23 protein-coding genes and 1 pseudogene are annotated in these 25,740 nt (G+C 67.8%); 17 read left to right on the top strand and 7 right to left on the bottom strand.

What is annotated here, in order from left to right; all coding sequences use genetic code 11:
* Both ACJH71_RS21730 and ACJH71_RS21725 read left to right on the top strand, forming a co-directional pair.
* A partial coding sequence (locus tag ACJH71_RS21730) for a PE family protein (RefSeq protein WP_406760046.1) occupies window positions 1–3,687 on the top strand: 3,687 nt, incomplete at its 5' end.
* A 91-nt stretch (window positions 3,688–3,778) separates the two neighbouring features.
* Window positions 3,779–4,621 carry an alpha/beta fold hydrolase gene (locus ACJH71_RS21725; RefSeq protein ID WP_406760052.1) on the top strand — a complete coding sequence of 281 codons (843 nt, stop codon included), beginning with the start codon at window positions 3,779–3,781 and terminating at the stop codon, window positions 4,619–4,621.
* A gap of 18 nt (window positions 4,622–4,639) precedes the next feature.
* Here ACJH71_RS21725 and ACJH71_RS21720 read toward each other — a convergent pair.
* Window positions 4,640–4,771: pseudogene (locus ACJH71_RS21720) on the bottom strand (hotdog domain-containing protein); the annotation flags it as partial.
* A gap of 284 nt (window positions 4,772–5,055) precedes the next feature.
* Window positions 5,056–6,567, bottom strand: a complete 1,512-nt coding sequence (locus tag ACJH71_RS21715) for a PE-PPE domain-containing protein (RefSeq protein ID WP_406760045.1) — start codon at window positions 6,565–6,567, stop codon at window positions 5,056–5,058.
* A 614-nt stretch (window positions 6,568–7,181) separates the two neighbouring features.
* On the opposite strand from ACJH71_RS21715, the gene ACJH71_RS21710 reads away from it, so the two are divergent.
* From ACJH71_RS21710 to ACJH71_RS21685, 6 genes are all read left to right on the top strand, one after another.
* Complete coding sequence (locus tag ACJH71_RS21710) at window positions 7,182–7,577, top strand: sterol carrier family protein (protein WP_406760044.1); 396 nt, start codon at window positions 7,182–7,184, stop codon at window positions 7,575–7,577.
* Window positions 7,578–7,628: 51 nt separating this feature from the next.
* The gene (gene purF, locus ACJH71_RS21705; RefSeq protein ID WP_406760043.1) at window positions 7,629–9,146 is read left to right on the top strand and encodes an amidophosphoribosyltransferase; all 1,518 of its coding nucleotides are present in this window, start codon (window positions 7,629–7,631) and stop codon (window positions 9,144–9,146) included.
* A 132-nt stretch (window positions 9,147–9,278) separates the two neighbouring features.
* On the top strand, window positions 9,279–10,547 hold the full coding sequence (locus tag ACJH71_RS21700) for an SRPBCC family protein (RefSeq protein ID WP_406760042.1): 1,269 nt from the start codon (window positions 9,279–9,281) through the stop codon (window positions 10,545–10,547).
* Between the two features lie 5 nt (window positions 10,548–10,552).
* Window positions 10,553–10,873 carry a hypothetical protein gene (locus ACJH71_RS21695; protein WP_406760051.1) on the top strand — a complete coding sequence of 107 codons (321 nt, stop codon included), beginning with the start codon at window positions 10,553–10,555 and terminating at the stop codon, window positions 10,871–10,873.
* On the top strand, window positions 10,849–12,117 hold the full coding sequence (locus tag ACJH71_RS21690) for an amidohydrolase family protein (RefSeq protein ID WP_406760041.1): 1,269 nt from the start codon (window positions 10,849–10,851) through the stop codon (window positions 12,115–12,117). The genes ACJH71_RS21695 and ACJH71_RS21690 overlap by 25 nt, the downstream gene beginning before the upstream one ends.
* 14 nt (window positions 12,118–12,131) lie before the next feature.
* Window positions 12,132–12,584 carry a MarR family winged helix-turn-helix transcriptional regulator gene (locus tag ACJH71_RS21685; protein ID WP_406760040.1) on the top strand — a complete coding sequence of 151 codons (453 nt, stop codon included), beginning with the start codon at window positions 12,132–12,134 and terminating at the stop codon, window positions 12,582–12,584.
* Between the two features lie 8 nt (window positions 12,585–12,592).
* Here ACJH71_RS21685 and ACJH71_RS21680 read toward each other — a convergent pair whose 3' ends face one another.
* Both ACJH71_RS21680 and ACJH71_RS21675 read right to left on the bottom strand, forming a co-directional pair.
* The gene (locus tag ACJH71_RS21680; RefSeq protein ID WP_406760039.1) at window positions 12,593–13,816 is read right to left on the bottom strand and encodes a cytochrome P450; all 1,224 of its coding nucleotides are present in this window, start codon (window positions 13,814–13,816) and stop codon (window positions 12,593–12,595) included.
* Window positions 13,813–14,937 carry a spirocyclase AveC family protein gene (locus ACJH71_RS21675; RefSeq protein WP_406760050.1) on the bottom strand — a complete coding sequence of 375 codons (1,125 nt, stop codon included), beginning with the start codon at window positions 14,935–14,937 and terminating at the stop codon, window positions 13,813–13,815. Before ACJH71_RS21675 ends, ACJH71_RS21680 begins: the two co-directional genes overlap by 4 nt.
* 126 nt (window positions 14,938–15,063) lie before the next feature.
* On the opposite strand from ACJH71_RS21675, the gene ACJH71_RS21670 reads away from it, so the two are divergent.
* From ACJH71_RS21670 to purM, 8 genes are all read left to right on the top strand, one after another.
* On the top strand, window positions 15,064–15,666 hold the full coding sequence (locus ACJH71_RS21670) for a TetR/AcrR family transcriptional regulator (RefSeq protein ID WP_406760038.1): 603 nt from the start codon (window positions 15,064–15,066) through the stop codon (window positions 15,664–15,666).
* A 113-nt stretch (window positions 15,667–15,779) separates the two neighbouring features.
* Window positions 15,780–16,538, top strand: coding sequence for an SDR family NAD(P)-dependent oxidoreductase (locus tag ACJH71_RS21665; protein ID WP_406760037.1), 759 nt, complete (start codon window positions 15,780–15,782; stop codon window positions 16,536–16,538).
* Window positions 16,535–17,770 carry an SRPBCC family protein gene (locus tag ACJH71_RS21660; protein ID WP_406760036.1) on the top strand — a complete coding sequence of 412 codons (1,236 nt, stop codon included), beginning with the start codon at window positions 16,535–16,537 and terminating at the stop codon, window positions 17,768–17,770. The genes ACJH71_RS21665 and ACJH71_RS21660 overlap by 4 nt, the downstream gene beginning before the upstream one ends.
* On the top strand, window positions 17,767–18,102 hold the full coding sequence (locus tag ACJH71_RS21655; RefSeq protein ID WP_406760035.1) for a hypothetical protein: 336 nt from the start codon (window positions 17,767–17,769) through the stop codon (window positions 18,100–18,102). Before ACJH71_RS21660 ends, ACJH71_RS21655 begins: the two co-directional genes overlap by 4 nt.
* 43 nt (window positions 18,103–18,145) lie before the next feature.
* Window positions 18,146–19,000 carry a TauD/TfdA dioxygenase family protein gene (locus ACJH71_RS21650; RefSeq protein WP_406760034.1) on the top strand — a complete coding sequence of 285 codons (855 nt, stop codon included), beginning with the start codon at window positions 18,146–18,148 and terminating at the stop codon, window positions 18,998–19,000.
* A 23-nt stretch (window positions 19,001–19,023) separates the two neighbouring features.
* Window positions 19,024–20,166, top strand: coding sequence for an acyl-CoA dehydrogenase family protein (locus ACJH71_RS21645; protein ID WP_406760033.1), 1,143 nt, complete (start codon window positions 19,024–19,026; stop codon window positions 20,164–20,166).
* A complete protein-coding gene (locus tag ACJH71_RS21640) occupies window positions 20,163–21,392 on the top strand; it encodes an acyl-CoA dehydrogenase family protein (RefSeq protein ID WP_406760032.1) in 1,230 nt (409 codons plus the stop codon). Before ACJH71_RS21645 ends, ACJH71_RS21640 begins: the two co-directional genes overlap by 4 nt.
* A 57-nt stretch (window positions 21,393–21,449) precedes the next feature.
* Complete coding sequence (purM, locus tag ACJH71_RS21635) at window positions 21,450–22,535, top strand: phosphoribosylformylglycinamidine cyclo-ligase (RefSeq protein WP_406760031.1); 1,086 nt, start codon at window positions 21,450–21,452, stop codon at window positions 22,533–22,535.
* A gap of 61 nt (window positions 22,536–22,596) precedes the next feature.
* Here the strand turns inward: purM and ACJH71_RS21630 are convergent, their stop codons facing one another.
* Together ACJH71_RS21630 and ACJH71_RS21625 are read right to left on the bottom strand one after the other, a co-directional pair.
* Window positions 22,597–22,764, bottom strand: a complete 168-nt coding sequence (locus ACJH71_RS21630; protein ID WP_406760030.1) for a DUF3073 domain-containing protein — start codon at window positions 22,762–22,764, stop codon at window positions 22,597–22,599.
* A 135-nt stretch (window positions 22,765–22,899) separates the two neighbouring features.
* A complete protein-coding gene (locus ACJH71_RS21625) occupies window positions 22,900–23,979 on the bottom strand; it encodes a YgfZ/GcvT domain-containing protein (protein ID WP_406760029.1) in 1,080 nt (359 codons plus the stop codon).
* A 35-nt stretch (window positions 23,980–24,014) separates the two neighbouring features.
* Here ACJH71_RS21625 and ACJH71_RS21620 point away from each other — a divergent pair, with 35 nt between their 5' ends.
* Entirely contained in the window at window positions 24,015–24,884 is an 870-nt protein-coding gene (locus ACJH71_RS21620) for an aminodeoxychorismate lyase (protein WP_406760028.1), read from the top strand.
* Window positions 24,885–24,990: 106 nt separating this feature from the next.
* On the opposite strand, the gene ACJH71_RS21615 is transcribed toward ACJH71_RS21620, so the two are convergent.
* Window positions 24,991–25,668, bottom strand: a complete 678-nt coding sequence (locus ACJH71_RS21615; protein ID WP_406760027.1) for an FABP family protein — start codon at window positions 25,666–25,668, stop codon at window positions 24,991–24,993.
* Window positions 25,669–25,740 lie beyond the last annotated feature (72 nt).

Below are 25,740 nucleotides of genomic sequence, written 5' to 3'. Positions count from 1 at the left end.
GGTGTCGACGGCACGGTGGGCAGTGTTGATGGGACGCACGGAGGCAATGGTGGTGCCGGTGGCAACGGCGGCGCCGGGGGTTCCGGCTTCGACAGCGGTGCCGGCGGCCAAGGCGGCGAAGGTGGTGCCGGTGGCAACGGTGGTAACGGCGAAAACGGCGCCGCCGGTGCGCACTCCACCGCGGCCGGCGGGGTGGGTGGTATCGGCTCCGACGGAGGCGACGGAGGCCAGGGAGGTGGCGGTGGCACCGGTGGTAATGGCGGTGTCGCCGGAACCGCCTCGGGCGGCAGTACCGGCAATGCGGGCGCCGCAGGGCGGGGCGGAAACGGCGGCAACGCTGGTAATGCCGGCAATGGTGGCACGGGTGGTCGTGGCGGCGACGGCGGTGGTGGCGCCAGTGCTGGGTCCGGCGGTTCCGGCGGTGCTGGCGGTGAGCTTGGCAGCGCCGGGGCTGGTGGCACCGGTGGCTATAACGGTGATGGCACCTCCGCCGGTAACGGCGCTGATGGTGCTGCGGCGACCGTGGGCGGAAACGGCGGCTCTGGAGGCAATGGTGGGACGGCCACGCAGGCAGGTCAATCCGGCGGCGCCGGCGGTCGTGGCGGCGACGCCGGCATCATCGGTGATGGCGGTCGCGGTGGTGATGGCGGTACCGGGTTGGCCGGTGCGGCCGGCGGTACCGATGCGTCAGGTAATGGCACCGCGGGACAGGCTGGCGGTACCGGCGGTGCTGGCGGCGCAGGCGGTGCCGGCGGCAGCACGGCAGGTGATGGTGGGGCCGGTGGCAATGGCGGGCTGGGCGGTGCCGGTGGAGCCGGGGGCAGCGGCGTTCGTGGTGCCGACGCGTTGGCGGCCGGTGCGGATGGCGGCAATGGCGGCAACGGTGGGGATGGCGGCGCTGGCGGTGCTGGCGGCGTCGGCGGGGCCGGAGGCACTGCAGTCGCGGGTGACGCGGGAGTCAACGGCAATGGCGGGGTGGGTGGTGCCGGGGGGAACGCCGGCGACGCCGGAAGCGGCGGTGCCGGTGGCAATGGGGACGCCATCGCCATCGATGGCGGCCAAGGCGGAAATGCCGGCGCCACAGGCATCGTCGGCGCCGGCGGTGCGGGCGGTGCCGCAGGTAGTGGCGGGGTGACCGGAACCGGCAGCAGTGGCGCCACCGGCAGTACCGGGGAGGCGGGTGCCGGCGGTGACGGTGGCACGGGTGGCGACGGCTATGACCCGTCGCAGGACCCTGAGGCTGCGCCAGGCACGGCCGGCGGCAACGGCGGCAGTGGCGGCAATGGCGGCAGCCATGGCAACGGCGGCAATGGCGGCAACGGTGGCAATGCCACCGCCGGCGTAGACGGAGGCAACGGTGCCGCAGGCGTCGCAGGCACCGCCGATGGCGCCGGTGGTGACGGGCTGCGTGGGAGCTCCGGAGGGGCGGGCGGCAACGGGGGTGCGGGTGGCCAAGGCGGCTCGGTAGCCGGTAACGGTGGCGCCGGTGGACGCGGCGGTGCCGGAGCAGATGGCGGTGCGGGCGGTAGCGGTGGGAAGGGCGCGGACGCAGGCTTCTCGGTCAGTGACGGCGGGCGCGGGGGCCGTGGCGGCGGTGGTGGCGCCGGTGGGGCTGGCGGAAACGGTGGCGCCGGCGGGACAGCCGCACACGGCGAGGACGGTGCCCAGGGCGTCGGTGGCGCTGGTGGCACCGGTGGCGCCGCCGGCGACGGCGGCAACGGAGGGAGGGGCGCCACAGGTGGCTGGTTGGCGCCCTCGGCACACGGCGGTGACGGCGGGGACGGCGGTGACGGCGGCAACCCAGGAGCCGGAGGAACCGGAGGCAACGGCTCGGTTGCCGGCGCCAACGGGAATAGCGGTGCGCTCGGCAACGGCGGCGATGGCGGTGCCGGCGGCAACGGCACCAACGCGACCGTGGGCGGTTGGCTCGCCCCCGACACGGCAGCCGGCAACGGCGGCGCTGGCGGTGCCGGCGGTAACGGTGGCACCGGAGTCGACGGTGTCATGGCCGGCAACGGTGGCAACGGTGGCAACGGTGGCAACGGCGGTTCAGGCCTCAATGCCGCGGGACACCCCGACTTCGTGACGCCCGGGACGGCCGGTAACGGCGGCGCTGGCGGCAACGGCGGGGCGGCCGGCGGCCATGGTGGCGCGGGTGGCAACGGTGGCAACGGAGGTTCAGCCGCCGACCCGGCTGGTCTGGCCGGTGCGGTCGGCGGAAACGGCGGCGTCGGCGGTTCCGCCCTGGGCGACGGGGACGGCGGGGCAGGCGGCAACGGCGGCACTGGTGGCGCCTCCAGTGGTGCCACCGGTCTGGCCGGTGCGACCGGAGGGAACGGTGGTGTCGGTGGCAGCGCCGCCGGGACCGGCGACGGTGGAGCCGGCGGCACCGGCGGGAGGGGCGGGACCGGTGCGGCCGGCGCTGACGGCGGCCGTGGCGAGATGGGCGGAACCGGTGGGACCGGGGGAACCGGCGGTATCGGCGGTGATGGCGGAACTGCGGCCAATGGCGCTGCGGGCGCCCCGGGTGATGGCGGGGCCGGTGGAACGGGGGGCAGCGGCGGGACTGGCGGCCAGGGCGCGGACGGCGCTACGGCCACCGCCGCAGGTGGTACCGGGGGTGCCGGGAAGGTCGGCGCGACCGGCGGGACCGGCGGGACCGGCGGTGCCGGCGGGGCGGGCGGCACCAACGCGGACGGCGCGGTGGGCGCTCAGGGCGTCGGTGGGAACGGCGGTCGCGGCGGCACCGCTGGTATGGGCGGCACCGGTGGAACGGGTGGAGCGGGCAATGCGAGCAACCCCAACGGTGGGACTGGCGGCAAGGGCGGTGATCCTGGAAATCCCGGGGCCGGTGGAGCAGGCGGAACCGGTTCCACCAGCGGGGCGGACGGCGCGGCCGGCGGTCTGCCCGCCAGCGGCGGCGACGGTGGAACCGGCGGGAAGGGGTTTGACGCCACCACTCCCGGCGGTACCGGGGGTAAAGGTGGTGCCGGTGGCCACGGCGGCCTCGTCGGCAATGGCGGCAATGGCGGCGGCGGCGGAATCGGCGGTGGGGGCACCAACGGCATCTCCGTCTATTACCCGACGAGCGGCAATCCCGGCAACGGTACGCCCGGTGGTGCCGGCGGTGCCGGCGGTGCCGGCGGTGATAGCGGGGCATCCGGTAGCAGAGGCGGAGTTGGCGGGACGGGTGGTCGAGGCGGTACGGGCGGATTCGGCGGGCACACGGACTTCGGCCGCAATGGTGGTGCCGGCGCTCGCGGGGGCGTCGGCGGTGCGGGCGGTGCCGGCGGCGACGGCGCGCAGTACGGAGGTGCCGGAGGCGCCGGCGGAATGGGAGGTAGCGGCGGATACGGCGGGAACTCCACCGGGTCCAATGCGGGTCCGGGTGGCGACGGCAATACCGGTGGTGCCGGCGGTAAGGGCGGCAACGGGCCCCTCGGCGGTGGCACCGGTGGCACCGGCGGTCAGGGTGGCTACGGCGGTTCGTCCGGTGGTGGCGCCGCCGCCGGCGGCGGCGGTGACAGCGGCGCCGGTGGTCGCGGCGGTACCGGAGGTTCCGCCGGCGACAACGCCGGCCAGTCCGGCGACGCCGGTAAGCCCGGCCAGCCCGGCCGACCCGGCCCCAACAGCGGTCTGACTACCGGCGGTTCAGGTGGCTCGGGCGGCTTTGGCGGGCATCCCTGATCTGTGTCGGTTCGTTCCATGCGCTGGTATTTCGGTGGTGACGTTCTGGGGCGGGGTGCCGGCGCACGGCGGCATGCGGAATGCTTCACCCATGGAGCGCTACACCCGTGATGGCCTGGTCTTCGATGTCCGCGACGCCGGGCCGCCCGATGGGCCCGTAGTGGTGTTGCTGCACGGCTTCCCGCAACGAAACGGCAGCTGGAACGGCGTCATCGAGCGGCTCACCGCCGCGGGCTACCGGTGCCTGGCTCCCAACCAGCGGGGCTATTCACCCGGTGCGCGGCCGGCCCGGCGCCGCGACTACCGCATGTCTGAACTCGTCGCCGATGTCGGTGCACTGATCGACGCCAGTGGCGCGCGGCGAGTGCATTTGGTGGGACACGACTGGGGTGCCGCGGTTGCGTGGGCGGCTGCTGCCGAGATGCCCGAACGGCTCGCGACCGTGTCACCGGTGTCCGTGCCGCACCTGGCCGCTTTTCTGAAGTCGCTGGTCACCAGCAGCCAAGGCCTGGCGTCCTGGTACATGGGTTTCTTCCAGTTGCCGTGGCTGCCGGAATGGCTGATGACTCGCGGTGGCGGAACCGGGGCCGCCAAAGCCCTGCAGCGCGGCGGGCTGCCCGCGGCCGCGGCCGAACGGGATGGGCGGGCCATGGTCGAACCAGGTGCGCTGACCGGCGGGCTCAACTGGTACCGGGGTATGCCACTGTCGGATGTCCAGGCCGTCACTCGGCGTGTCGCGGTGCCCACGATGTACGTGTGGAGCGACCGTGACTTCGCCCTGAAGGCCAAGGCGGCTCGCAACACCGCCCGCTACATCGACGCGGATTACCGATTCGAGACACTGCCGGGAGTCTCGCACTGGATCCCCGATGCGGAGCCGGACCGGCTCGCCGATCTGCTGCTCGACTGGTTCGCCGCACACCCAGTCGACTGACTCTTTGGCCGCTTCCTCCAGCCAAAGGTGCTGTTTGGTGCCTCGGTGAATTGGTGTGGACTCCACATACAGGGTGCCCGCCGAGATAGGCCGCAGGAAGTCGGTGTCGTTGTTGACACCGACAGCGCTGCCGCCGTCGTTTTGGATCAGGCACTCGATGAGTTAGTTTCCGGCGCAGGCCAGCGGCAAGCCCGAGTTGTTGGGCGACTTCTCCACCGTTCGATAGTGCCGAGAGGTGAGGCAAGAACCAGCTAACAGGACGAAAACACCGTTCGCACACCGTATTTCCTGCGAGGTGGCGATAGCAGGGTGTTGGTCGTGAGGATTGCATTCGGTGACGTCGAGTGCGGCCATCGCCCTGTCTCCCGGCGAGACCAACGTGCGCGCGGCAGTCGCCTGACCATGATCCGTGTTCCCAGTCGTGTGGCGAGGACTCAGAACGCAAACAGATTCGCAAGGTCTGCGCCGAGGTCCTCGAACATATGCAGCAGCACGTAATATTCAAAGGCAGCGCCCATTGTGAGCAGCCCCACGTCAGCCGCGATCGGGTTACCGATGGCGCCAAGCAGGTCACCGGATTCGAGTCCTTCCATGAAAAGACTGAAATTGTATGCGGGCAGGGAAGTCAAGACGGCATTGAAGGTGTCTGCTGTGGGGAGCAAGGGCGAATAGATGGTGCTGGCCATGCTGCTGAAAGTGTTCATGACATGGGTGAATGCTGCTGCTGGGTCGGCCAAAGCCGAGTTGATCGTTTCAAGGATGTCGAAGTTCGGCAGTGTCGGCTCCGGAAAAGATATCCCGGAACTTATCTCGCGCACGAAATTGTTGATGCCCTCCTCGGTACCGGCCGCCAAAGCTCGCAGCACTTCGGTCGGGTCGATGTTCGTGGGGAACAATTCGAATGGGGTGGCCACATTCGCCGGTCCGTGATCCCAGCCCTCGGTGATGCTGCCGTAGCCCAGGTTGATGAGCACCCTCAGGCTCGGCTGGATCAATTCGGCGATCGCGTCACCCACGCCCGGAATTGAGCGGATCGGTTCCAGCAACGGCAGATTCTCGGTCGGAATCATCCAGTAGGTGGTGTTGCCGGTGTAATCGGGAGACACCGGTAGCTCAATGGCGTTACCGCCGTCTGCGACGGGTGTGATGTCCTCGATTGAAAGATCGAGGTAGGTGCCGTGCAAGTAGTAGATGCCGGCGAAGGCGTTCATGGACGCCAGGAGATTGAGCGGGTATCGCGGGAAGTCGGCATATCCGTCGTACTCCATCGTGTAAATATCGGTCGGGTAGATGGTGTCGGAAGGAGTTGCGCCGTAGAATGTCAGACCCACGCTCGGTAAGGTCAATCCAGCAAAGCGCTCCAGCAGGCCGCCGTTGGGATTCATCGGGTCGGCAAGTAGTACGAATGCCAATTGGTCGGCGGTTGGTGCATCAGGACCTAGTGCTGCCAGATTCCGCATTTCCAGCGAGGCTATGGCGGCGCTTTGCGAGTAGCCTAAGACGACCATATTGTTACCGCTGTCCGTTTGCTGCGTGATGGTGTCGTTCAAGATGGTGACGCCTCGGGCTACCGACGTGGCGAAGGGCAGGTCCCTGATCGCGGTCGTCGGATACAACCCTTCCGGGGTAAAAAGCGCGTTCGGGCGGTAGGCGCCGTAACCGTTCGGGGTGAGGTATTTAGCGAAAGCAGCATCCAGGTATTCCTGGTCTGGTATCGGGGTGCCGCTGCCGCCGATGATCCACGCCTCGTTGGACAGCAGTATCGCCGAATTTGTCAGAGCATTCGTCCCGGATGCGAACACGGAAGATATGGCCGGGTGGGGTCCCAACAGCGTCGTAGCGGCAAACGTCAGCAGTGGAATCCCAAACGTACTGAACCGGCGCCCGGAAATCACTACAGCCTCCAAAATGGATTTACTTACAAAAACTGGCAGCTTCCATACCATTGCTATGATAAGGAGAGCAAGATGTGGCAGCTGATAGCCCAGGCAAATCTCATTGTTTAAGCTATCGGTGAGTTGGTCAGCAGATTGGGTGCGTTTTGGGTACCGGTTTCTGCTGATATGTCTACGGTTATCACTATCTTGCTGGAAATGTAAGGTACCCGGTTCTTCCGATGTTGTCTTGTGAGACCGGTGCCGACTGACGAAAACGGCATTTGCGCATGGTATTCGGCGACGATGGCGGATACCCGGCAACAACGCCAGCGCCAGGATGGGGCGCAAGGTAATCCGCAGAGCGGTTCCGCGGTCAGTTGTCGCGTGGACCGGCGCGAGAAGGTTGTCTAAGAAGTCCACTGACCAGCAACTGGGTGCGGATTGGCTTGGCAACAGCTTTGCGGAGTGCTTCGACACATGGGTCTACGCCCCGATGCACACCGTGCAGCAGGGGCCGGATCGCCGGCGCGTCGGCGCGGGCTGCCAGCAGCAACGGTGTCCCGGGTGGCGTTGGCGCTCATGGCGGCGTCGGCGGGGTTGGTCGTCAGCCTTGAGGTGCGCCCGTCGTCGCCGAGGAGGTTGCGGCGTACGCCCGATCACTGGGGTTCTGCGACGCTGGGGGCATGACCGCCCGCCCTCGCGTCGACCCGGCACAGACCCGCGCAGCTGTACTGGCGCTCGCGGCGTGGCTGCGTGACGAGAGCCTGCCGGCCCCCGACCGCGCCGAGTTGGCCGCCGCGGTCCGGCTGACCGCCCGCACGCTGGCCGAGCTGGCCCCCGGCGCCAGCGTCGAGGTGCGGATCCCGCCGTTCGTGGCGGTGCAGTGCATCGCCGGGCCGCGGCACACTCGCGGCACCCCGCCCAACGTCGTCGAGACCGATCCGCGCAGTTGGCTGTTGTTGGTCGCCGGGTTGCTGGAGACAGCCGATGCGACCGCCGCCGCAAAGCTGCGGCTGTCCGGTTCGCGAGCCGCCGAGATCGCCGATTGGCTGCCGTTGGTGAAACTTGACGCACGTTGACCGTAGACTGAACCTCGTCACTGTGGCCCGTCCCCCTGGAGCAGCTGAAACGTGCCGGACCAGCAGGTAGTAGACCTTGAGAACGCACCCCGTGAAGAGTGCGGCGTCTTCGGAGTTTGGGCTCCCGGCGAAGAAGTAGCGAAGCTCACTTATTACGGCCTGTATGCGCTGCAGCACCGTGGCCAGGAGGCCGCCGGGATCGCGGTCGGCGACGGTTCGCAGGTGCTGGTCTTCAAGGATCTGGGCTTGGTCAGCCAGGTGTTCGAGGAGCAGACGCTGTTGGCCATGCCCGGGCACGTGGCGGTCGGCCACTGTCGCTACTCCACCACCGGTGACACCACCTGGGAGAACGCCCAGCCGGTGTTCCGCAACACCGCGGCCGGCACCGGTGTGGCGCTGGGGCACAACGGCAACCTGGTCAACACCGCCGAACTGGCCGGCCGTGCCCGCGAACTGGGCCTGATCGACACCCGCCGTCCGGGCGTGGCCACCACCGACTCGGACATCCTGGGTGCGCTGCTGGCGCACGGCGCCGCGGACAGCTCCCTGGAGCAGGCGGCGCTGGAGCTGCTGCCGACGGCGCGCGGTGCCTTCTGCCTGACTTTCATGGACGAGAACACCCTGTATGCCGCCCGCGACCCGTGGGGCGTGCGGCCGCTGTCGCTGGGCCGGCTCGACCGCGGCTGGGTGGTGGCCTCGGAGACCGCGGCGCTGGACATCGTCGGCGCCTCGTTCGTCCGCGACATCGAGCCCGGTGAGCTGCTGGCGATCGACGCCGACGGGGTGCGCTCCACCCGGTTCGCGAACCCCACTCCGAAGGGCTGCGTCTTCGAGTACGTCTATCTGGCCCGGCCCGACAGCACGATCGGCGGCCGGTCGGTGCACGCCACTCGAGTGGAGATCGGCCGTCGGCTGGCGCGCGCGCACGCGGTGGAGGCTGACCTGGTCATCGGTGTGCCGGAGTCCGGCATCCCGGCCGCGGTGGGCTACGCCCAAGAGTCCGGTATCGACTACGGACAAGGCCTGACCAAGAACGCCTACGTCGGGCGGACCTTCATTCAGCCGTCGCAGACCATCCGCCAGCTCGGTATCCGGCTCAAGCTCAACCCGCTGCGCGAGATCATCCGCGGTAAGCGGCTGATCGTCGTGGACGACTCGATCGTGCGGGGCAACACCCAGCGCGCCCTGGTGCGGATGCTGCGTGAGGCCGGTGCCGTCGAGGTGCACGTGCGGATCGCCTCCCCGCCGGTGAAGTGGCCGTGCTTCTACGGCATCGACTTCGCCTCGCCGGCCGAGCTGATCGCCAACGCCGTCGAGGACGAGACCGAGATGGTCGAAGCGGTGCGGCGCGCCATCGGCGCCGACAGCCTCGGCTATGTCGGTCAGGAAGACATGATCGCGGCCACCGAGCAGCCCAAATCGCGGCTGTGCTGCGCCTGCTTCGACGGCAGCTACCCGATCGAGCTGCCCGATGACAGTGCCCTGGGCAAGAACGTCATCGAGCAGATGCTGAGCAACACCGCGCGCAAAGCCGAGAGCGACAACGACGCCGCGCTGAGTCAGTCCTAGCCCGAAGTCGGTCCTTCAGAAACCGCTGAAGCCGACTTCCGGACCTAGTATCAACTACTTGACACTAAACGGGTCCCTCGATAGCGTCGGCGCCAACGAGGCTCGTGACCCGGCGTGAGGACAGGAGTGGTTGTGGCGCGTTTTCCGAAGCCGCCCGAGGGCAGTTGGACCCAGCACTATCCCGAACTCGGTACCGAACCGGTGTCCTACCGCGATTCCATCAGCCCGGATGTCTACGAAAAGGAGCGCGCGGCGATCTTCCGGCGCGCCTGGCTCAATGTCGGTCGGGTAGAGCAGATTCCGCGAAAGGGCAGTTACTTCACCCGGGAACTCAAGGTGGTCAACACCTCGATCATCCTGGTGCGAACCGGATCTGGCGAGATCAAGGCCTATCACAACGTCTGCCGGCACCGGGGCAACAAGCTGGTGTGGGACACCATGCCGTTGGAGGAGACGAGCGGGAACTGCCGCCAGTTCACCTGCAAGTACCACGCCTGGCGCTACGACTTGGATGGCAATCTGGCCTTCGTCCAACAGGAGGAAGAGTTCTTCGACCTCGACAAGAGCCGCTACGGGCTGGTCGGCGTGCACTGCGACGTCTGGGAGGGGTTCATCTTCGTCAACTTCGCCGCCACCCCGGAGCAATCGCTGCGCGAATTCCTCGGGCCGATGGTTACGGCGTTGGAGGGCTACCCCTTCGGGCAGATGACCTCGCGATGGCAGTACCGCTCGTCGGTCAACTCCAACTGGAAGCTCTTCTTGGACGCATTCCAGGAGTTCTATCACGCGCCGGTCCTGCACGGGAACCAGACGCCGACGGCCTTCCGGGTAGCGGCCGAACAGGCCGGCTTCGAGGCGCCGCACTACCAGATCGAAGGCCCGCACCGACTGGTGAGCACCTCGGGGGTGCGAGCCTGGGAGATGCCGGCCGAGATGCGCAAGCCGATCGAGGAGATCTGCCAGAGCGGGTTGTTCGGGCCATGGGACTCACCGGATCTCGGCCCGATGCCCGACGGCCTCAACCCCGCGAAATGCGATCCGTGGGGCCTGGATTCGTTTCAGATCTTCCCCAACTTCACGATCCTGTTCTGGGGGCAGGGCTGGTATCTGACCTACCACTACTGGCCGACCGGGCACGACTCGCACATTTTCGAAGGAACGCTGTACTTTCCCCAGCCGCGGACTCCCCGTGAGCGGGTCGCTCAAGAACTCGCGGCGGTGTCGTTCAAGGAGTACGGGCTGCAGGACGCCAGTACCTTGGAGGCCACCCACACGATGATCGGCACCGGCGTGGTGGACCGGTTCCTGCTCAACGACCAAGAGGTGCTGATCCGGCACTTCCACTGCGAAACCGCCGCGTGGATCGCCGAGCACGAGCGCACCGCGGCCGAGAGATCGTGACCATCATGCTGCCCAAGGAATTCGCCGACCTCGAACCGTTCAGCCAGTGGTGCCTGCCGTCCGAGCCGGAGCGCTACGCCAAGCGCCTGAGCAGTTCCATGTTGGACATGCAGGCCTTCTACGACGCCGTCACGGCGCGCGCCGAAGACGCGCTGGCCTATTGCGACAAGTTCAGCCTCGACGACATGCCCGAGGATGTGCTGAACCTGATGTACCTGCTGTATTCCATGATCACAGTGGCCTTCCCGGCCGAATCCTGGAAGCAGCCGCGCGTTCCCGACTCCGGCGCCGCCGTCATCGAATGCGTTTCGGAGCCCTATCCGTGACCGGGGTGTTGGTGCTGCGCGCCGATCGGTGGCTCGATATCGACGCCGGTGTGGTGCGGTCACCCGCCGTCGTGGTGGTCGAGAACGGCCGCATCTCCGCCATCAACCCCGAAGCGCCCCTACCTGTTTCGGCTGAAGATATCGACCTCGGTGATGTCACATTGCTGCCCGGACTGATGGACATGGAGCTCAACCTGCTCATCGGCGGGCCGGGTAGTCCGGAAGGGCTCCCCACGCCGCTGCACGGCGTGCAGGACGATCCCGCCTACCGCACGTTGCGGGCCGCGGTGAACGCGCGAACCACGCTGGAAGCCGGCTTCACCACCGTCCGCAACCTGGGGCTGATGGTCAAGACCGGCGGTTATCTGCTGGACGTCGCGCTGCAGCGTGCCATCGATCAGGGCTGGCATGTCGGTCCGCGGATCTATCCCGCCGGCCACGCCGTCACACCCTACGGCGGCCACCTGGATCCGACGGTCTTCCAACGGCTTGCGCCCGGTGTGATGCCGCTGTCGGTCGCCGAGGGCATCGCCAACGGCGTACCGGATGTGACCGCCTGCGTGCGCTACCAGATCCGCCACGGCGCCAAGCTGATCAAGGTGTCGGCCTCCGGCGGGGTGATGTCGCACAGCACCGCGCCGGGCGCCCAGCAGTACTCCGACGCCGAGTTGGCCGCAATCGCCGACGAAGCGCATCGTGCCGGGGTGCGGGTGGCCGCACATGCCATCGGCGACCCCGCGATTCGGGCGTGCATCCGGGCCGGAATCGACTGCATCGAGCACGGTTTCCTGGCCACCGACGAAACCCTGGCGATGATGGCGGACCATGGCACCTTCCTGGTCTCCACCACTTACTTGACGGACGCCTTGGCCGTCGACCGGATCGCCCCGGAGCTGCGCAAAAAAGCGGCCGAGGTGTTCCCGCGGGCCAAAGCGATGTTGCCCCGGGCGATCGAGGCCGGTGTACGCATCGCGTGTGGCACCGACGCGCCGGCAATTCCGCATGGCCAGAACGCCAAGGAACTGTGCGCACTGGTGCAGCGCGGTATGACGCCGGTGCAGGCACTGCAGGCGGCCACCGTCGTCAGCGCCGATCTCATCGACGCCGCCCACGAATTGGGCAGGCTGGCCCCGGGTTACTGCGCCGATATCATCGCCGTACCGGGTGATCCGACCCGGGACATCAGCACCACCGGTGACGTGCGATTCGTCATGAAGGACGGCCGGGTCTGCAAGCGCAGCTGACAGGGAAGCGGGATATGGATCTCACCAACAACATCCTGTGGCTGCTCAAGCAGGCCTTCTACTACTCACTGACGACCGTGAACGAGGCGATCAGCGAGCACGGGGTGAGCACCGCTCAGATCGGTCTGTTGCGCCAACTCGCCGGCGAGCCGGGGTTGTCCGGCGCCGAACTGGCACGTCGTCTCCTGATCACCCCGCAGGGTGTGCAACTGGCCCTTAGTGCGCTCGAGCGCCGTGGGTTGGTCGAGCGCAAGCAGGATCCCCACCACGGCCGAATCCTGCGGGCCTACCTGACCGACGAGGGGAGGGCGGTGACCTCGGCGGTCGTCACGGACGCGATCGCCGCCCATGATCAGGTGTTCGGTGTGCTGAGCCGCGACGAGCAGGAGACGCTGCGAGCGTTGCTGGCCCGAGTCGTCGAGCAGGGCACCGGCCACACCCTCTTCGCCGACCACGTCGAGCCCTAGGGGCGCCGTCATGCAGTTCCGACTCGTGCGGGCATGCTGTCCCAGCCACGGACGGCTGAGGACGACGAGAAGATCGCCGCGTCGAGATCGATCTCCCAGTCCGGGAAGCGGTTGAGGATCTCGTCGAGCGCGATCCGGCCTTCCAGGCGGGCCAGGGCGTTGCCAAGGCAGTAGTGTGCGCCGACCCCGAAGGCCAGGTGTTGGCGCGGTACCCGGGTGACATCGAAGGACTCCGCGGTCGCTCCGAATCGGCGTTCGTCGCGATTGGCCGCCCCGATCAGGGTCAGCATCGCCGCCCCCGCGGGGACCACGCGGCCGTGCAACTCGACGTCGCGGGTGACATAGCGCGCCGCCTGCAGTGCCGGCGGTTCACAGCGCAGGATCTCCTCGATGGCGCTGCCCAGCAGCGACCGATCGTCGGCGAGTAGTCGGCGTTGATCGGGGTATTGGGACAGCAACTTGGCCGTCCAGCCGATCAACCGGGTGGTGGTCTCGGCGCCGGCCACGGCGACGACGTTCATGAACATCAGCAGTTCGTCGCGGCGTAGGCGCCGCGTGCGACCGGTCTCGTCAGTGAACTCGACGTGCAGCAGTTCGGTGGTCAAGTCGTCGGCCGGGTGGGCGATGCGCCAGTCGATGAAGTCGGCGAAGACCTGCCCGTCGGTGAGCGCCCCGTCGGGATTGTCGGTCAACTGCCCGCCGCGCTGGGTGCGCACATGCTTGTCGCCGTCTTGCTGAACACGGCGCTGGTAGTCCTCGGGAATGCCGAACAGCATGCCCACCACCCGCAGCGGCATCACCGCGCCGAGGGCGGTGACGAAGTCGACGCGGTCCGCGCCGATCAACGGGTCCAGGCACTGGGCGGTGAATTCTCGGATGGCCGCTTCCAGCGCAGCGATCTTGCGGGGAGTGAATGCGCGGGACAACAGGCTGCGGTGGATGTCATGGATCGGCGGGTCCTCGAAGATCAGCATGCCCGAAGGGATTTCGATGCCGGACTTGAGGATCTCCAACACCACACCGCGTGCCGAGCTGAAGGTCTTGTGGTCGATCAGTGCCGCATTGACGTCCTCGAACCGGCTCACCGCGTAGAAGTCGTGAACTTCGTTGTAGTACAGCGGCGCTTCGGCCCGCAGCCGCGCGAACATCGGATAGGGATCGGCGTTGAGGGCGACATCCCAGGGGTCGTAGTACACGTCCTGAGTGGTGGTGGCGGCCACAGCGTTCTTCACTCCCCGCGCTCGAAAGGAACTATGGGTGGCACGCCGACTCCTTCGGGCATCACCAAGTTACCGTCGACGTCGATATAGCCGGATCGGTTGGTCGGCAGTGGCAGAACAGGATTCGGGCAGGGCCGGTCGGTACCGTCACCGCAGATCCCGCCGGTGAAGTACGACCGCTTCTGGTGGTCGGCCGGCCACGGGTCGGAGTGCAGGGCGATCCATTGCGCAGGAACCATGTAGAGCACGAAGAAGCACGAGCTGACCCCGGCGAAGACCGCCAGGAACCGGGTGAACTGCTGACGGGCCACGCCCCCTCGTACGCGGTCGAGACCACGTTCGACGACGGTGCGCCCGCGCTCGTCGGTGAAGAAGCGCAGTGAGCACAACGCCGCCTGGACGGCGCCCCACATCAGGCCTTCATAGATGGGCCATTGGTAGTAGGTGTCGGCATGAATCGACACCGACCGGATGGCGCCGGGGTAGGTGTAGAAACCGATCGGCAGCAGGACCAGGCCTTCCATGACGAAATCGAACACGAACGAGATCGCGTAGGTGATGGCAATAAGGCGCAGATTGCTGATGGAGGGCCAGCGCGCCTTGATCTTTCCCATGATCCAGCATCCGGCGATGGTGATCAGCAGAACGCCGTAGGCGTACCCGGGAACGTTGGTCAACAGGGGTTCGGCCACCTGGCGGCCGGGCTCCTCGGGCGATACCCAGCCGGGGATATGTGATGTCCACGAACCCCGGTTGAACAGCCAGGTGTTGTAGGTGCACCAGGTGTTGAAGTAATTCAGCAATGGGTCCAGGAAGAACATCAGGCCCATCGAGACAAACAGCAAGCCGTCCAACGTGATTCGGCGCTCGCGGCGCCACGGGCGGATGAAGAACCACCACACGGCCACTGGCAGGCCAACCCACAGCACGATGGCGTTGGCCATCAGGGGCACCTTCATGTACATCGGCGGATCGTTCGGCCCGCCGGGGACGCGCTCGAAAAAGGGGCCGGTGATCCACCGGGTCCAGACATATAGCTGCAGTGTCAGCAGTGCTCCGCCGACGGCTGCCCACACCCTGATCGCACCGCCCCCGCGGCCAGGCGGTTCCGGCTCGGCAAGGACGGATTCGATCTGCTCACTCGACAAGCCGTTACTCACAGCACGGTCTCCTTCCGGGATGTCCCAGCACGGCAAAATATACTCACTGGTATCTGTGATGCCAATAGGTATCGAAGAATCTGTGGGACAATTCGCGCCATGGTGGAGCAGTGGACGCGCGAACGCCGGCTGGAGCGCACGCGGTCGCTGTTGCTGGACGCGGCCGAGGAAGTGTTCGCTGAAAAGGGCTTCACCACGGCGACTCTCGATGACATCGCCCAGGCTGCCGGCTACACCAAGGGCGCCATCTACAAGCACTTCGCGGCCAAGGATGAGCTCTTCCTGGCGGTCAGTGATCGGTACTGGCGCCGGTACTTCGAGAACTTCGCCGAGGTGATGGCGAACGCCACGAAGGTCGGGGTGCGAGAGCTCGACGACATCGCCGAGCGCTGGCAACGACTGAGCCGAGACCGGGGTGCCGAGCATGCCGCGCTTGGGTACGAGTTCACGCTGTACCTGCTGCGCAACCCCGAAGCGCGCGAGCGCGTCGCAGCCAAGCGGGCCGAGGTCGTTGAGCAGTTGGCGAAGTTCATCGTCGAGGGCGTCCAACGGCTCGGGGGATCGCTGCTGATCCCAGCCCTCACCTTGGCGCAGGTGTTGGTTGCCACCAGCGACTCCGCCGTGTTGGCGAGCGAGCTCGACGGCATCGATCTGTATCGGCCTGTGGTGGCGATGTACGTCGCGATGATCAAGTTGCCCTGACGTTGCCCTGCGGTCTGAATATCCGACACTTGAGATCAATGACAAGTACTTGATAATATCGCCACGAGGCTGTTCAGGGTTGCGGTTCGCCGATCGACGCCGAAGGGGATGCAATGACCACAGGGGTGCCGCAGCGGGTTGCCGTGGTCACCGGTGGAGGCTCGGGCATGGGCGAGGCCACCTGTCACGAACTGGGTCGGCGCGGTTATCGTGTCGCCGTTCTCGACGTCAATAGCCAAGCCGCGCAGCTGGTTTCCGATGACCTGCGAGGCGGCGGAATGACTGCGCTGGGCGTCGAGGCCGACGTCACCGATCGGGCCGCCGTCGACGAGGCCTTCGCCAAAGTGCGCAGCGAACTCGGCCCGGTCGCCGCACTGGTCACCAGTGCCGGACTCTTCGGCTACTGTGCCTTCGCCGACATCACCGAAGAGGCCTGGGCGCGGATCATCGACGTCAATCTGACCGGCACCTTCCACTGCTGCCAGGCCGCACTGCCGGACATGGTCGCTGCCGGGTGGGGTCGCATCGTGATGATCTCCTCGTCCAGCGCCCAGCGCGGCTCGCCGTTCGCCGCGCACTACGCGGCGTCCAAAGGGGCGGTCATCACCCTGACCAAATCGCTGGCGCGCGAATATGCCGCCCAAGGCATCACGGTCAACAACATCCCGCCGTCGGGTATCGAGACTCCGATGCAGCATCAGGGTCAAGCGGCCGGATACCTGCCGCCGAACGAACAGATCGCCGCCAGCATCCCGATGGGCCGGCTGGGCAGCGGCGCGGACATCGCCGCGGCCGTCGGGTTCCTGTGCTCGGAGGAGTCCGGCTTCATCACCGGCCAGGTACTCGGTGTCAACGGAGGGGCGGTGTTGTGACAGAACAATCTTCGGCGCGATCGGGCCGGACTCCCGAGGGCTCGTGGACGGAGCACTACCCGGAATTGGGCACCGGCCCGATCTCGTTCGCCGACTCCACGTCGGATGAGTTCTTCGAGCTCGAACGCGAAGCGGTGTTCAAGCGCGCCTGGCTCAATGTCGGCCGCGTCGAGGAACTGCCCGAACACGGCAGCTATGCCACCAAGGAGATCGAAGCCGCCCGGGCCTCCGTCCTGCTGATCAACACCACCCTCGGAATCGCGGCCTTCCACAACGTCTGCCCGCGGTGCGCGACCAAGCTGGTCTGGAACGATTTCCCGGATCGCGAGACCGCCGGACAGGGCGAGGTGATCACCTGCAAGCGCTGCCGGCGGACGCACAAATTCGAGGGTGCCGACACCGCCGCCCTGGTGCCGGTGCACTGCGACATCTGGAACGGCTTCATCTTCGTCAACCTCGACGCCGAGCCGCGTCAGGGCCTGCGGGAATTCCTCGGGCCGATGATCACCGGCCTCGACGGCTACCCGTTCGAGAAGCTGACCGAACGCTATGACTGGGTGGCCCACAACAACAGCAACTGGAAGATCTTCGCCGACGCGTTCCAGGAGTACTACCACGTCCCGGCGCTGCATTCCCAGCAAGTGCCGGCCCAAGTCCGGGTGCCCGGTGCCGGATTCACCTGCGGCCATTTCCAACTCGACGGCCCGCACCGACTTGTCTCCACCGCCGGCCGGCGCCGATGGCTGCTGCCCCCGGAGTACATGTACCCGATCGAGCGGGCCACCCGCAGCGGGCTGGTCGGCCCCTGGGAGACACCCGACATCGGTGAACTGCCGGACGGACTGAACCCGGGTGGCATCGAACCGTGGGGGATCAGCAACTTCCAGATCTTCCCCAACACCGAGATCCTGATCTACGGCGGCTGGTACCTGCTCTACCGGTACTGGCCCACCTCCCACAGCACCCACCGGTTCGAGGCCCACACCTACTTCCATCCGGCCCGCACGGTGCGTGAACGCATCGAGCACGAGGTGGCGTCGGTGGTACTCAAAGAGTTTGCGTTGCAAGACGCAGGCATGCTCGGCGGTACCCAGGCCGCGCTGGAGTACGGCATCGTCGACGACTTCCCGCTGGGCGATCAGGAGATCCTGGTGCGGCATCTGCACAAGGTGGTCGCCGACTGGGTGGACGGCTACCGGCGCGAGCGTGCCGGCGTGGGAGCGGCGCAATGACCGGCCCACGGCTGCCCAGCGCGTTCGCCGAACTGGAGAGTTTCGCCGAAACCTGGTGCTTGCCAACAGAAACCGAACGCTTCAATCAAAGACTGGCCAGCACCATCGGTGAGCTTCGGCAGTTCTACGACGCGTTCTTTCCGCGCCTGGAAGACGCGATCGAGCACTGCGACAAGTTCGCGCTGGACGAACTTCCCGAGGACGCCCTCAATTTGCTGCACCTGATCTATTCGCTGGTGATGGTGGCGATGGCGGTGGAGATCATGGGCCAGCCCACCCCCGTCGACGCCGCCGACGCCGTCATGGTCCGCACCGGCTGGCCGCTTCCGTAGCGGTCACAGGCGCGAAAAACCCTTGTCAGAAAGGATCAGGCCGATGAGTCTGCTCACCATCAACAAGCTGACGTCCTCGGTCGGTGCCGAGGTGCTCGGCGTCGACCCGAGGCAGCTAGCTGCCTCGGAAGATCAGGATAGCCTCGGTGCCGCGGTGCTCGAGGCGTTGGAAGACAACGGCGTCCTGGTCTTCCGCGGCCTGCATATCGACCCCCGCGCCCAGGTCGGGTTCTGCGGGCGCCTCGGCAGTGTCGACTACTCCGCGGACGGCCACCACGAGGTCGCGGGCATCTACCCGGTCACGCTGAACCGCGCCAAGAACTCCTCGGCGAACTACCTGCGCGCCACCTTCGACTGGCACATCGACGGCTGCACGCCGACCGGCGACGAGTACCCGCAGAAGGCCACTGTGCTCTCGGCGGTGCGGGTCGCCGAGCGAGGCGGCGAGACCGAATTCGCCAGCTCGTATGCCGCCTACGACCTGCTCACCGATGACGAGAAGCAGCGCTTTCGCACGCTGCGTGTGGTCCACTCGCTGGAGGCTTCCCAGCGGCGGGTCACCCCGGATCCGTCACCGGAAGAGCTGGCCCGGTGGCGGGCCCGGCCCACCCACGAACATCCGCTGGTGTGGACGCATCGCAACGGCCGCCGGTCACTGGTGCTGGGCGCATCCGCCGACTACGTCGTCGGGATGGACCTCGACGAGGGGCGCGCACTGCTGGCTGAATTGCTCACGCGCGCCACCGTTGCCGGCCGGGTCTATCGTCACCACTGGTCGGTGGGCGACACCGTCATCTGGGACAACCGTGGCGTACTGCATCGGGCCGCTCCCTATGACCCCGATTCCCCCCGGGAGATGCTGCGCACCACGGTGCTCGGTGACGAGCCCATCCGGTGAGTGCGGTTATCGGAGGAGATGACATGACCGACTTGTCAACGGAGAGCGAGCTGTTCGTCGCCACTGCGCGCGCATTCCTGGACAAGACCGCGGCGCTGAGCGGCTACCGCGACCTGCACGCCCGGGGTCAGTCCTATGACGCGGTCTGGTGGCGGCAGGCGGCCGAGCTGGGCTGGGCCGGGCTGCTGGTGCCCGAGGAGCTCGGCGGCGGCAGCGTCTCGGGCTGCGGCCTGCGTGACCTGGCCGCGATCGCCACCGAGATCGGGCGCACCGTCGCGGCCGGGCCGCTGAACCCGGTCAGCGTGGTGCTGGCCGGTCTCGTCGACGCCGACAACCGGGACACTCACGCGCAGAGCATCGCGGCGTTGATCTCGGGGGAGATGGTGGCAACCTGGGCCTGCGACGAACCCGGCCGGGGCTTTCGTCCCCAGCACCCGGGCCTGACCGCGACCAGCATCCCCGGCGGCTACCGGCTCAACGGAGTCAAAGATCGGGTGGAGGCCGGCGACCGGGCGGACCTGGTGCTGATCGGCGCGCGCACCGACGACGGTGCGCTGCGCCAGTTCCTGGTCCGCACCGACAGCGCCGGAGTGCGGGTGGCGCCGCAGCCCGGGATCGATCTGGTGAAGCAGTATGCGCGCATCGAATTCAGCGATACCGACGTCGACGCGTCCGCGGTGGTCGGCACCGCGGCACAGACCGGTGCGCTCATCGACCGGCAGACCCAGGTCGCGATAGCGCTGGTGTGCGCCGAAACCGCCGGGATCCTGGACGCCGTCATGACCATGACGGTGACGTGGGCCCGCGACCGGTACAGCTTCGGCAGGCCGCTGGCCTCCTACCAGGCGATCAAACACCGGCTCGCCGACATGACCATGTGGCTGCACGCCTGCCGCGCGATCACCGCCGGCGCCGTGGACAAGGTGGCCGCGCGTGACTCCGGCGCCGCCATGTGGGCCGGCGCCGCCAAGTCCTATCTGGGCGAACATGCCGGTCGGCTGATTCAGGAGTGCGTGCAACTGCACGGCGGAATCGGGGTCACCTGGGAACACGACCTGCACCTGTATCTACGTCGGGCCACCCTGTACCGGAATCTGCTCGGCACCCCCGCCGAGCACCACCAGGCCATCTACGCGGCCGCCAGCAGCACGGAGCCCGCCGCATGACCGAGCCAACCGTCGAAGCGTTTGCCGCGTCGGCCCGCGACTGGCTGGCCGCCAACATGCCGCGCCTGGACCCGCAGCACCCCCCGCGCAACGGGCGCGACGACGACGGGGCCTGGCAACGCGCCCGCGAACTGCAGGGACGGCTGTACGACGGCGGCTTCGCCGGGATCTGCTTCCCCCGCGAATACGGCGGGCTCGGCCTGGACCTGCGCTACCAGAAGGCCTTCGACGCCGAATCCGCCGGCTATGAGATGCCGCTGATCCTCAACGTCCCGACGTTCACCATCTGCTGCGCCACCCTGCTCGACACCGGCACCGAGGAACAGAAGCGCCGCCACATCCGCGCCGCGCTGCGCGGCGACGAGGTGTTGGTGCAACTGCTCTCGGAGCCCAGCGGCGGATCCGATCTAGCCGGCCTGATCACCCGCGCCGAGCGCGACGGCCAGGACTGGGTGGTCAGCGGGGCCAAGACGTGGAGCACCAGCGCGTTCGCCGCCGACTTCGGGCTACTGCTGGCCCGCACCGATTCGACGGTGCCCAAGCACGACGGGCTGACGATGTTCCTGGTGCCGATCGACGCGCCCGGCATCACGCTGCGCCGCATCGAGCAGGTCGACGGCTCCAACGAGTTCTGTGAAGAGTTCTTCGACGGGCTGCGGCTCGGGGCCGACGCGGTGGTCGGTGAGGTCAACAAGGGCTGGGATGTCGCGTCCCGGCTGCTCTACCACGAGCGCCGGGCGGTGGGGCAGGGCTCGGAGTTCGCCAGTGGACGCGGCCCCGAACGCACCGAGATGGCCGCCGGCGACTTCCTGACTTTGGCGCACGACGCCGGCACCGCCGACGACCCGCTCACCCAGGACCAGATCGGCCGGGTCCTTGCTCGGCGGATGGTGCGCGACAAGCTCATCGACTACGCCGGTCGCGGCATGCGCAGCGGTGAGCTGCCTCCCGCCGCGGCCTCGATCATCCGGCTGTTCCATTCCGACGTGACCTATTTGGAGGTCGACACCGCGATGGCGGTCGCCGGCCCGTTGGGAGTGGTGGATGACAAGGCGCACCTGCTCAGAGCAGGTCGGCGGTACCTGTCACGGCAGACCGTGGGGCTCGGTGGTGGCAGCGACGAGATGGCCCGCAACGTCATCGCAGAACGGGTCCTGGGCCTGCCCCGCGAGTACGCCGCCGACCGAGGTGTGCCGTTCAACCAGGTGCGCCACAACCGGCTCTGAGCCCGTAACGTCGAGCGCGATACCGTCCGCGGTCGGCGACCGGTAGCCTTTAGCGCGATGACCTCAGCAGAATCAAGCTCCCAGGGCGTTACCTACGCATCGGCAGGAGTGGACATCGACGCCGGTGACCGGGCCGTCGAACTGTTCAAACCTTTGGCCGCCAAGGCCACCAGGCCGGAGGTGCGGGGTGGCCTCGGCGGCTTCGCCGGCCTGTTCGCCCTGCGCAACGACTACCGTGAGCCGCTGTTGGCGTCCTCCACCGACGGCGTGGGCACCAAGCTGGCGATCGCCCAGGCGCTGGACAAGCACGACACCGTCGGCATCGACCTGGTCGCCATGGTCGTCGACGACCTGGTGGTGTGCGGCGCCGAGCCGCTGTTCCTGCAGGACTACATCGCCGTCGGCCGCACCGTCCCGGAACGCGTCGCCGCGATCGTCGCCGGTATCGCCGAGGGCTGTGTGCAGGCCGGCTGCGCGCTGCTGGGCGGGGAGACCGCCGAGCACCCCGGTCTGATGGAGCCCGATCACTACGACATCTCCGCGACCGGTATCGGCGTGGTGGAGGCCGACGACGTGCTCGGCCCCGAGCGGGTCCGTCCCGGCGACGTACTGATCGCCATGGGTTCTTCAGGCCTGCATTCCAACGGCTATTCACTGGCCCGTGCGGTGCTGCTGGACATCGACCGGATGAACCTGGCCGGCCATGTCGAGGAGTTCGGCCGCACCCTGGGCGAGGAACTGCTGGAACCGACCCGCATCTACGCCAAGGACTGCCTGGCGCTGGCTGCCGAGACTCAGGTGCGGACCTTCTGCCACGTGACCGGCGGCGGATTGGCCGGCAACCTGGCCCGCGTCATCCCCGACGGGCTGATCGCCGAGGTGGACCGTGGCACTTGGACGCCGGCTCCGGTGTTCGCGATGATCGCCCAGCGTGGACGGGTGAGTCGCGCGGAGATGGAGAAGACGTTCAACCTGGGCGTCGGCATGGTTGCCGTCGTCGCGCCGGAGGACACCGACCGCGCGCTGGCGATCCTGACTGCCCGCCACGTCGACTGCTGGCCGCTCGGCACAGTGGCCAAGCCGGGGAAGAACGCGGAACCGGGAGACGGGGCAAGGCTGGTCGGGGAGCACCCGAGGTTCTAGGCCCTATCGGGTCTGCCGAGCCCCATCAGGTCCGGTCAGGACCGGCGGTACGCCTGGGCGCTCAACGGCGCCAGTCGTCGTCGCCGTTCCAGGAGTCGTCACCCTCGGAGTCGTTGACCTCAGACCCGGCCAGCTCACGCTGAAGCCGATTGAAATCGGTCGACGGTGAGCTGTACTTCAGATCCCGAGCAACCTTGGTCTGTTTCGCCTTAGCCCGGCCGCGGCCCATGGGGGACCCCCTCGCGCAATAACGGAGCGGCCCCACGTGCAGGCGGCTCCGATCTGAATGTGTTTATTGTCCTGCCGACAGCTTACCGTGCCGATCGCGGAGGTGCCGACCTGCCCTGCGCCGGTGTGACCACTATCAAAGCCGGCCCCGCAGCCGGTCGACGGCGAGCCGGCCTGCGCCCCGCTCATCCGGCGGCGGCATCGATTCCGGGTCGATCACCGCACTGACCTCGGAGTCGGCGCCGGTCAGCAGCGGGGTGTCGGCCGGGAGTCCGCGTTTGAGCAGCGCCAGCGCGATCGGACCCAGCTCGAAGTGGTCCACCACCGTGCCCAGCCGGCCCACCGAGCGCCCGCCCGAGGTGACCGGGTCTCCGGTCGAGGGCCGGTCCACCGAGCCATCCAGGTGCAGCAGCACCAGCATCCGGGGAGGCTTACCCAGGTTGTGTACCCGGGCTACGGTCTCCTGCCCGCTGTAGCACCCCTTGTCCAGGTGCACCGCGCCGACGCCGGGCCCGCCGATCCAGTTCAGCTCGTGCGGAATGCTGCGCTCGTCGGTGTCCACACCCAGTCGCGGGCGTCGCGCCGCCACCCGGTCGGCTTCGTAGGCCCATATCCCGGCGGGGCGCACCCCGGCCTGGGTCAGCCGGCGCTGCCACTCGCTCTTGTCGGCGCGCGGCACCAGCAACTCCAGCGCGTCGTGGCCGGGGGTTCGTCGCAGGAAACCCTCGGAATCTCCGAGCGGCACCGCGGTAGCCCCGGGCGCAGCGGCCAGTCCCAGTGCGTCGAGGACAGCCGGGGCATCCCGGCCGGGACCCAGCAGCGACAGCACCGCAAGATCCGCCGGCTCGATGCTCACGTCGGCCCAGAACACCATCCTGCGCAGGTGTTCGGTCAGGGGCTCGCCCCGCCACGGCTCGGTGTCGAGGAAGGTCCGCTCGGCGAGCTCGGTCTGGATCCAGTGATTCTGGATGTGGCCCTTGGCATCCAAGGTCAGATTCTCGGTGCTGGCGCCGTCGGGAAGATCAGCGACGTGCTGGGTGCACAGGGTGTGCAGCCACGTCTTGCGTTCCGCGCCGCCCAGCGTCAGCACCGCCCGGTGGGACCGATCCACCAACACCGCTGCGGTTTCCGCGCTGCGCTGTTCGCCGAACGGGTCGCCGTAATGCCAGATGGCGCCCACGTCGGGGCCGGAATCGGGTGCGGGGACGGCGGACACGTGTCAACTCTACGGAGCCGCTACGCTCACGGTCCATGGCAGCGGAGGCCGATGTGCAAGACAGCGTCGTGACGATCGTCACCGTGGGAGGCGGACCCGCTGCGGCCGGCACGCCGCTGCTGCACGCCGACGACCTGGCGGCGCTGCGCGGCGACGGGGTTTTCGAGACCCTGCTGGTGCGCAACGGTGCCCCCTGCCTGCTCGACGCCCACCTGCGACGGCTGGCGCGCTCCGCCGAGCTGATGGACCTGCCGACCCCGGACCTGGGTGACTGGCGCCGTGCCGTCGAGCAGGCGGTGCGGCAGTGGGCCGGGGCGGGCGAAGGCGCGCTGCGGATGATCTACAGCCGGGGCCGAGAAACCGGTTCGGCACCAACCGCATACGTGATGCTGACCCCGCTGCCGGAACGCATCGCGGCGGCCCGCCGTGAGGGCTTGACGGTGGTGACCCTGGACCGCGGTCTGTCGGCGCAGGGGCTGGAGCTGCCGTGGCTGCTGGCCGGCGCCAAGACGCTGTCCTACGCGGTGAACATGGCGGCGCTGCGGTATGCCGCGAAACAGGGCGCCGACGACGTCATCTTCATCAGCTCCGACGGCTACGTTTTGGAAGGTCCCCGCTCCACGGTGGTGCTGGTGGAACCCGGACGGCTCATCACTCCGCCGCTGTCGCACCCGATCCTGCGCGGCACCACCGCCGAGGCGCTGTTCGACGTGGCCCGCGGCGCGGGCTACGACTGCGAATACGCCCCGTTGCGGCCGGCGGATCTCGCTGCGGCGCAAGATGTCTGGATGGTGTCCAGCATCACCCTGGCCGCGCGGGTGCATACCCTCGATGGCCGGGTGCTGCACCCGCGGGTGTCCGAGGAGGAATTCGCCGGACTGGTCGACACCGCAATCGGCCGCTGAAGGCCCACTGAAGGCCGACTGAAGGTCCACCGACAGCATTGACTCTGCGGCTATGGCGCAAAAGTGCGAGAAGCCTGCGCCCTCAGTGCAGAGTCAACGCAAGGGGTCAGCCGATGAAGCGTGACAACCGGGCCGACAGGTGCGGCACCAGCTCGCCGTCGGCGTTCACCCGCTCCTCGACGTAGGCCAGGTCACCGTCCTCGACGATCCCGTAAAGCCGTTTGGCCCCGCCGATCAGCGCCCCCGATTTGCTGCGCGCCAGCGCGTCGGTGACCAGCTCCCAGGAGGCCGGCCCGTGTGGACGCCCGTAGAACAGCTCCACGTAGCCGGTGGAGTGCGCCAGCAGCAGTTCGATGGCCTGCGTTTCGTCCGGGTCGTCCGGATCGTCCACGAACCGCCAGAAGCCGGTTTCGCGCAGGGCCGGTTGGTGCGACTCGTCGTCGTCGGACAGCTGCCAGGACCGCGCTTCCCAGTTCAGGTAGTCGCCGCCGTCGTGGGACACCACGATCTGCTGACCGAACCGGTAGTCGCCGTGCGCGCCGTGACCCACGCCTTCACCACGCCACACCCCGACCAACGGCAACAGTGCCAGCAGGGCGTCGTGCAGGTTCGCACCCTCGCGCAGGTTGGCGGTATCGGTGAACGGCAGGTCGTCAAAGACCGGAATGTTGCGTGCCGCGGTCGCCTTGGCACGTTCCGCGGCGGCGGCTACCGCGCGGTCGCCGGAACCCCGGTCGACCTGACGCTCGCCGCCATCCGGTGTGCCCCCGTCGGAGGCACTCACATTTCGTCGGTAATCAGCCGATACAGCGTGTACAGCGCGAACCAGGTGATCAGGCCAGTCGCCGCCACCAGC

This window comes from Mycobacterium sp. SMC-15 (assembly GCF_045310925.1).
Lineage (GTDB): Bacteria > Actinomycetota > Actinomycetes > Mycobacteriales > Mycobacteriaceae > Mycobacterium.
Note: the sequence above shows the minus strand (reverse complement) of the source record. Positions and strands in the feature narration are given on the sequence as shown.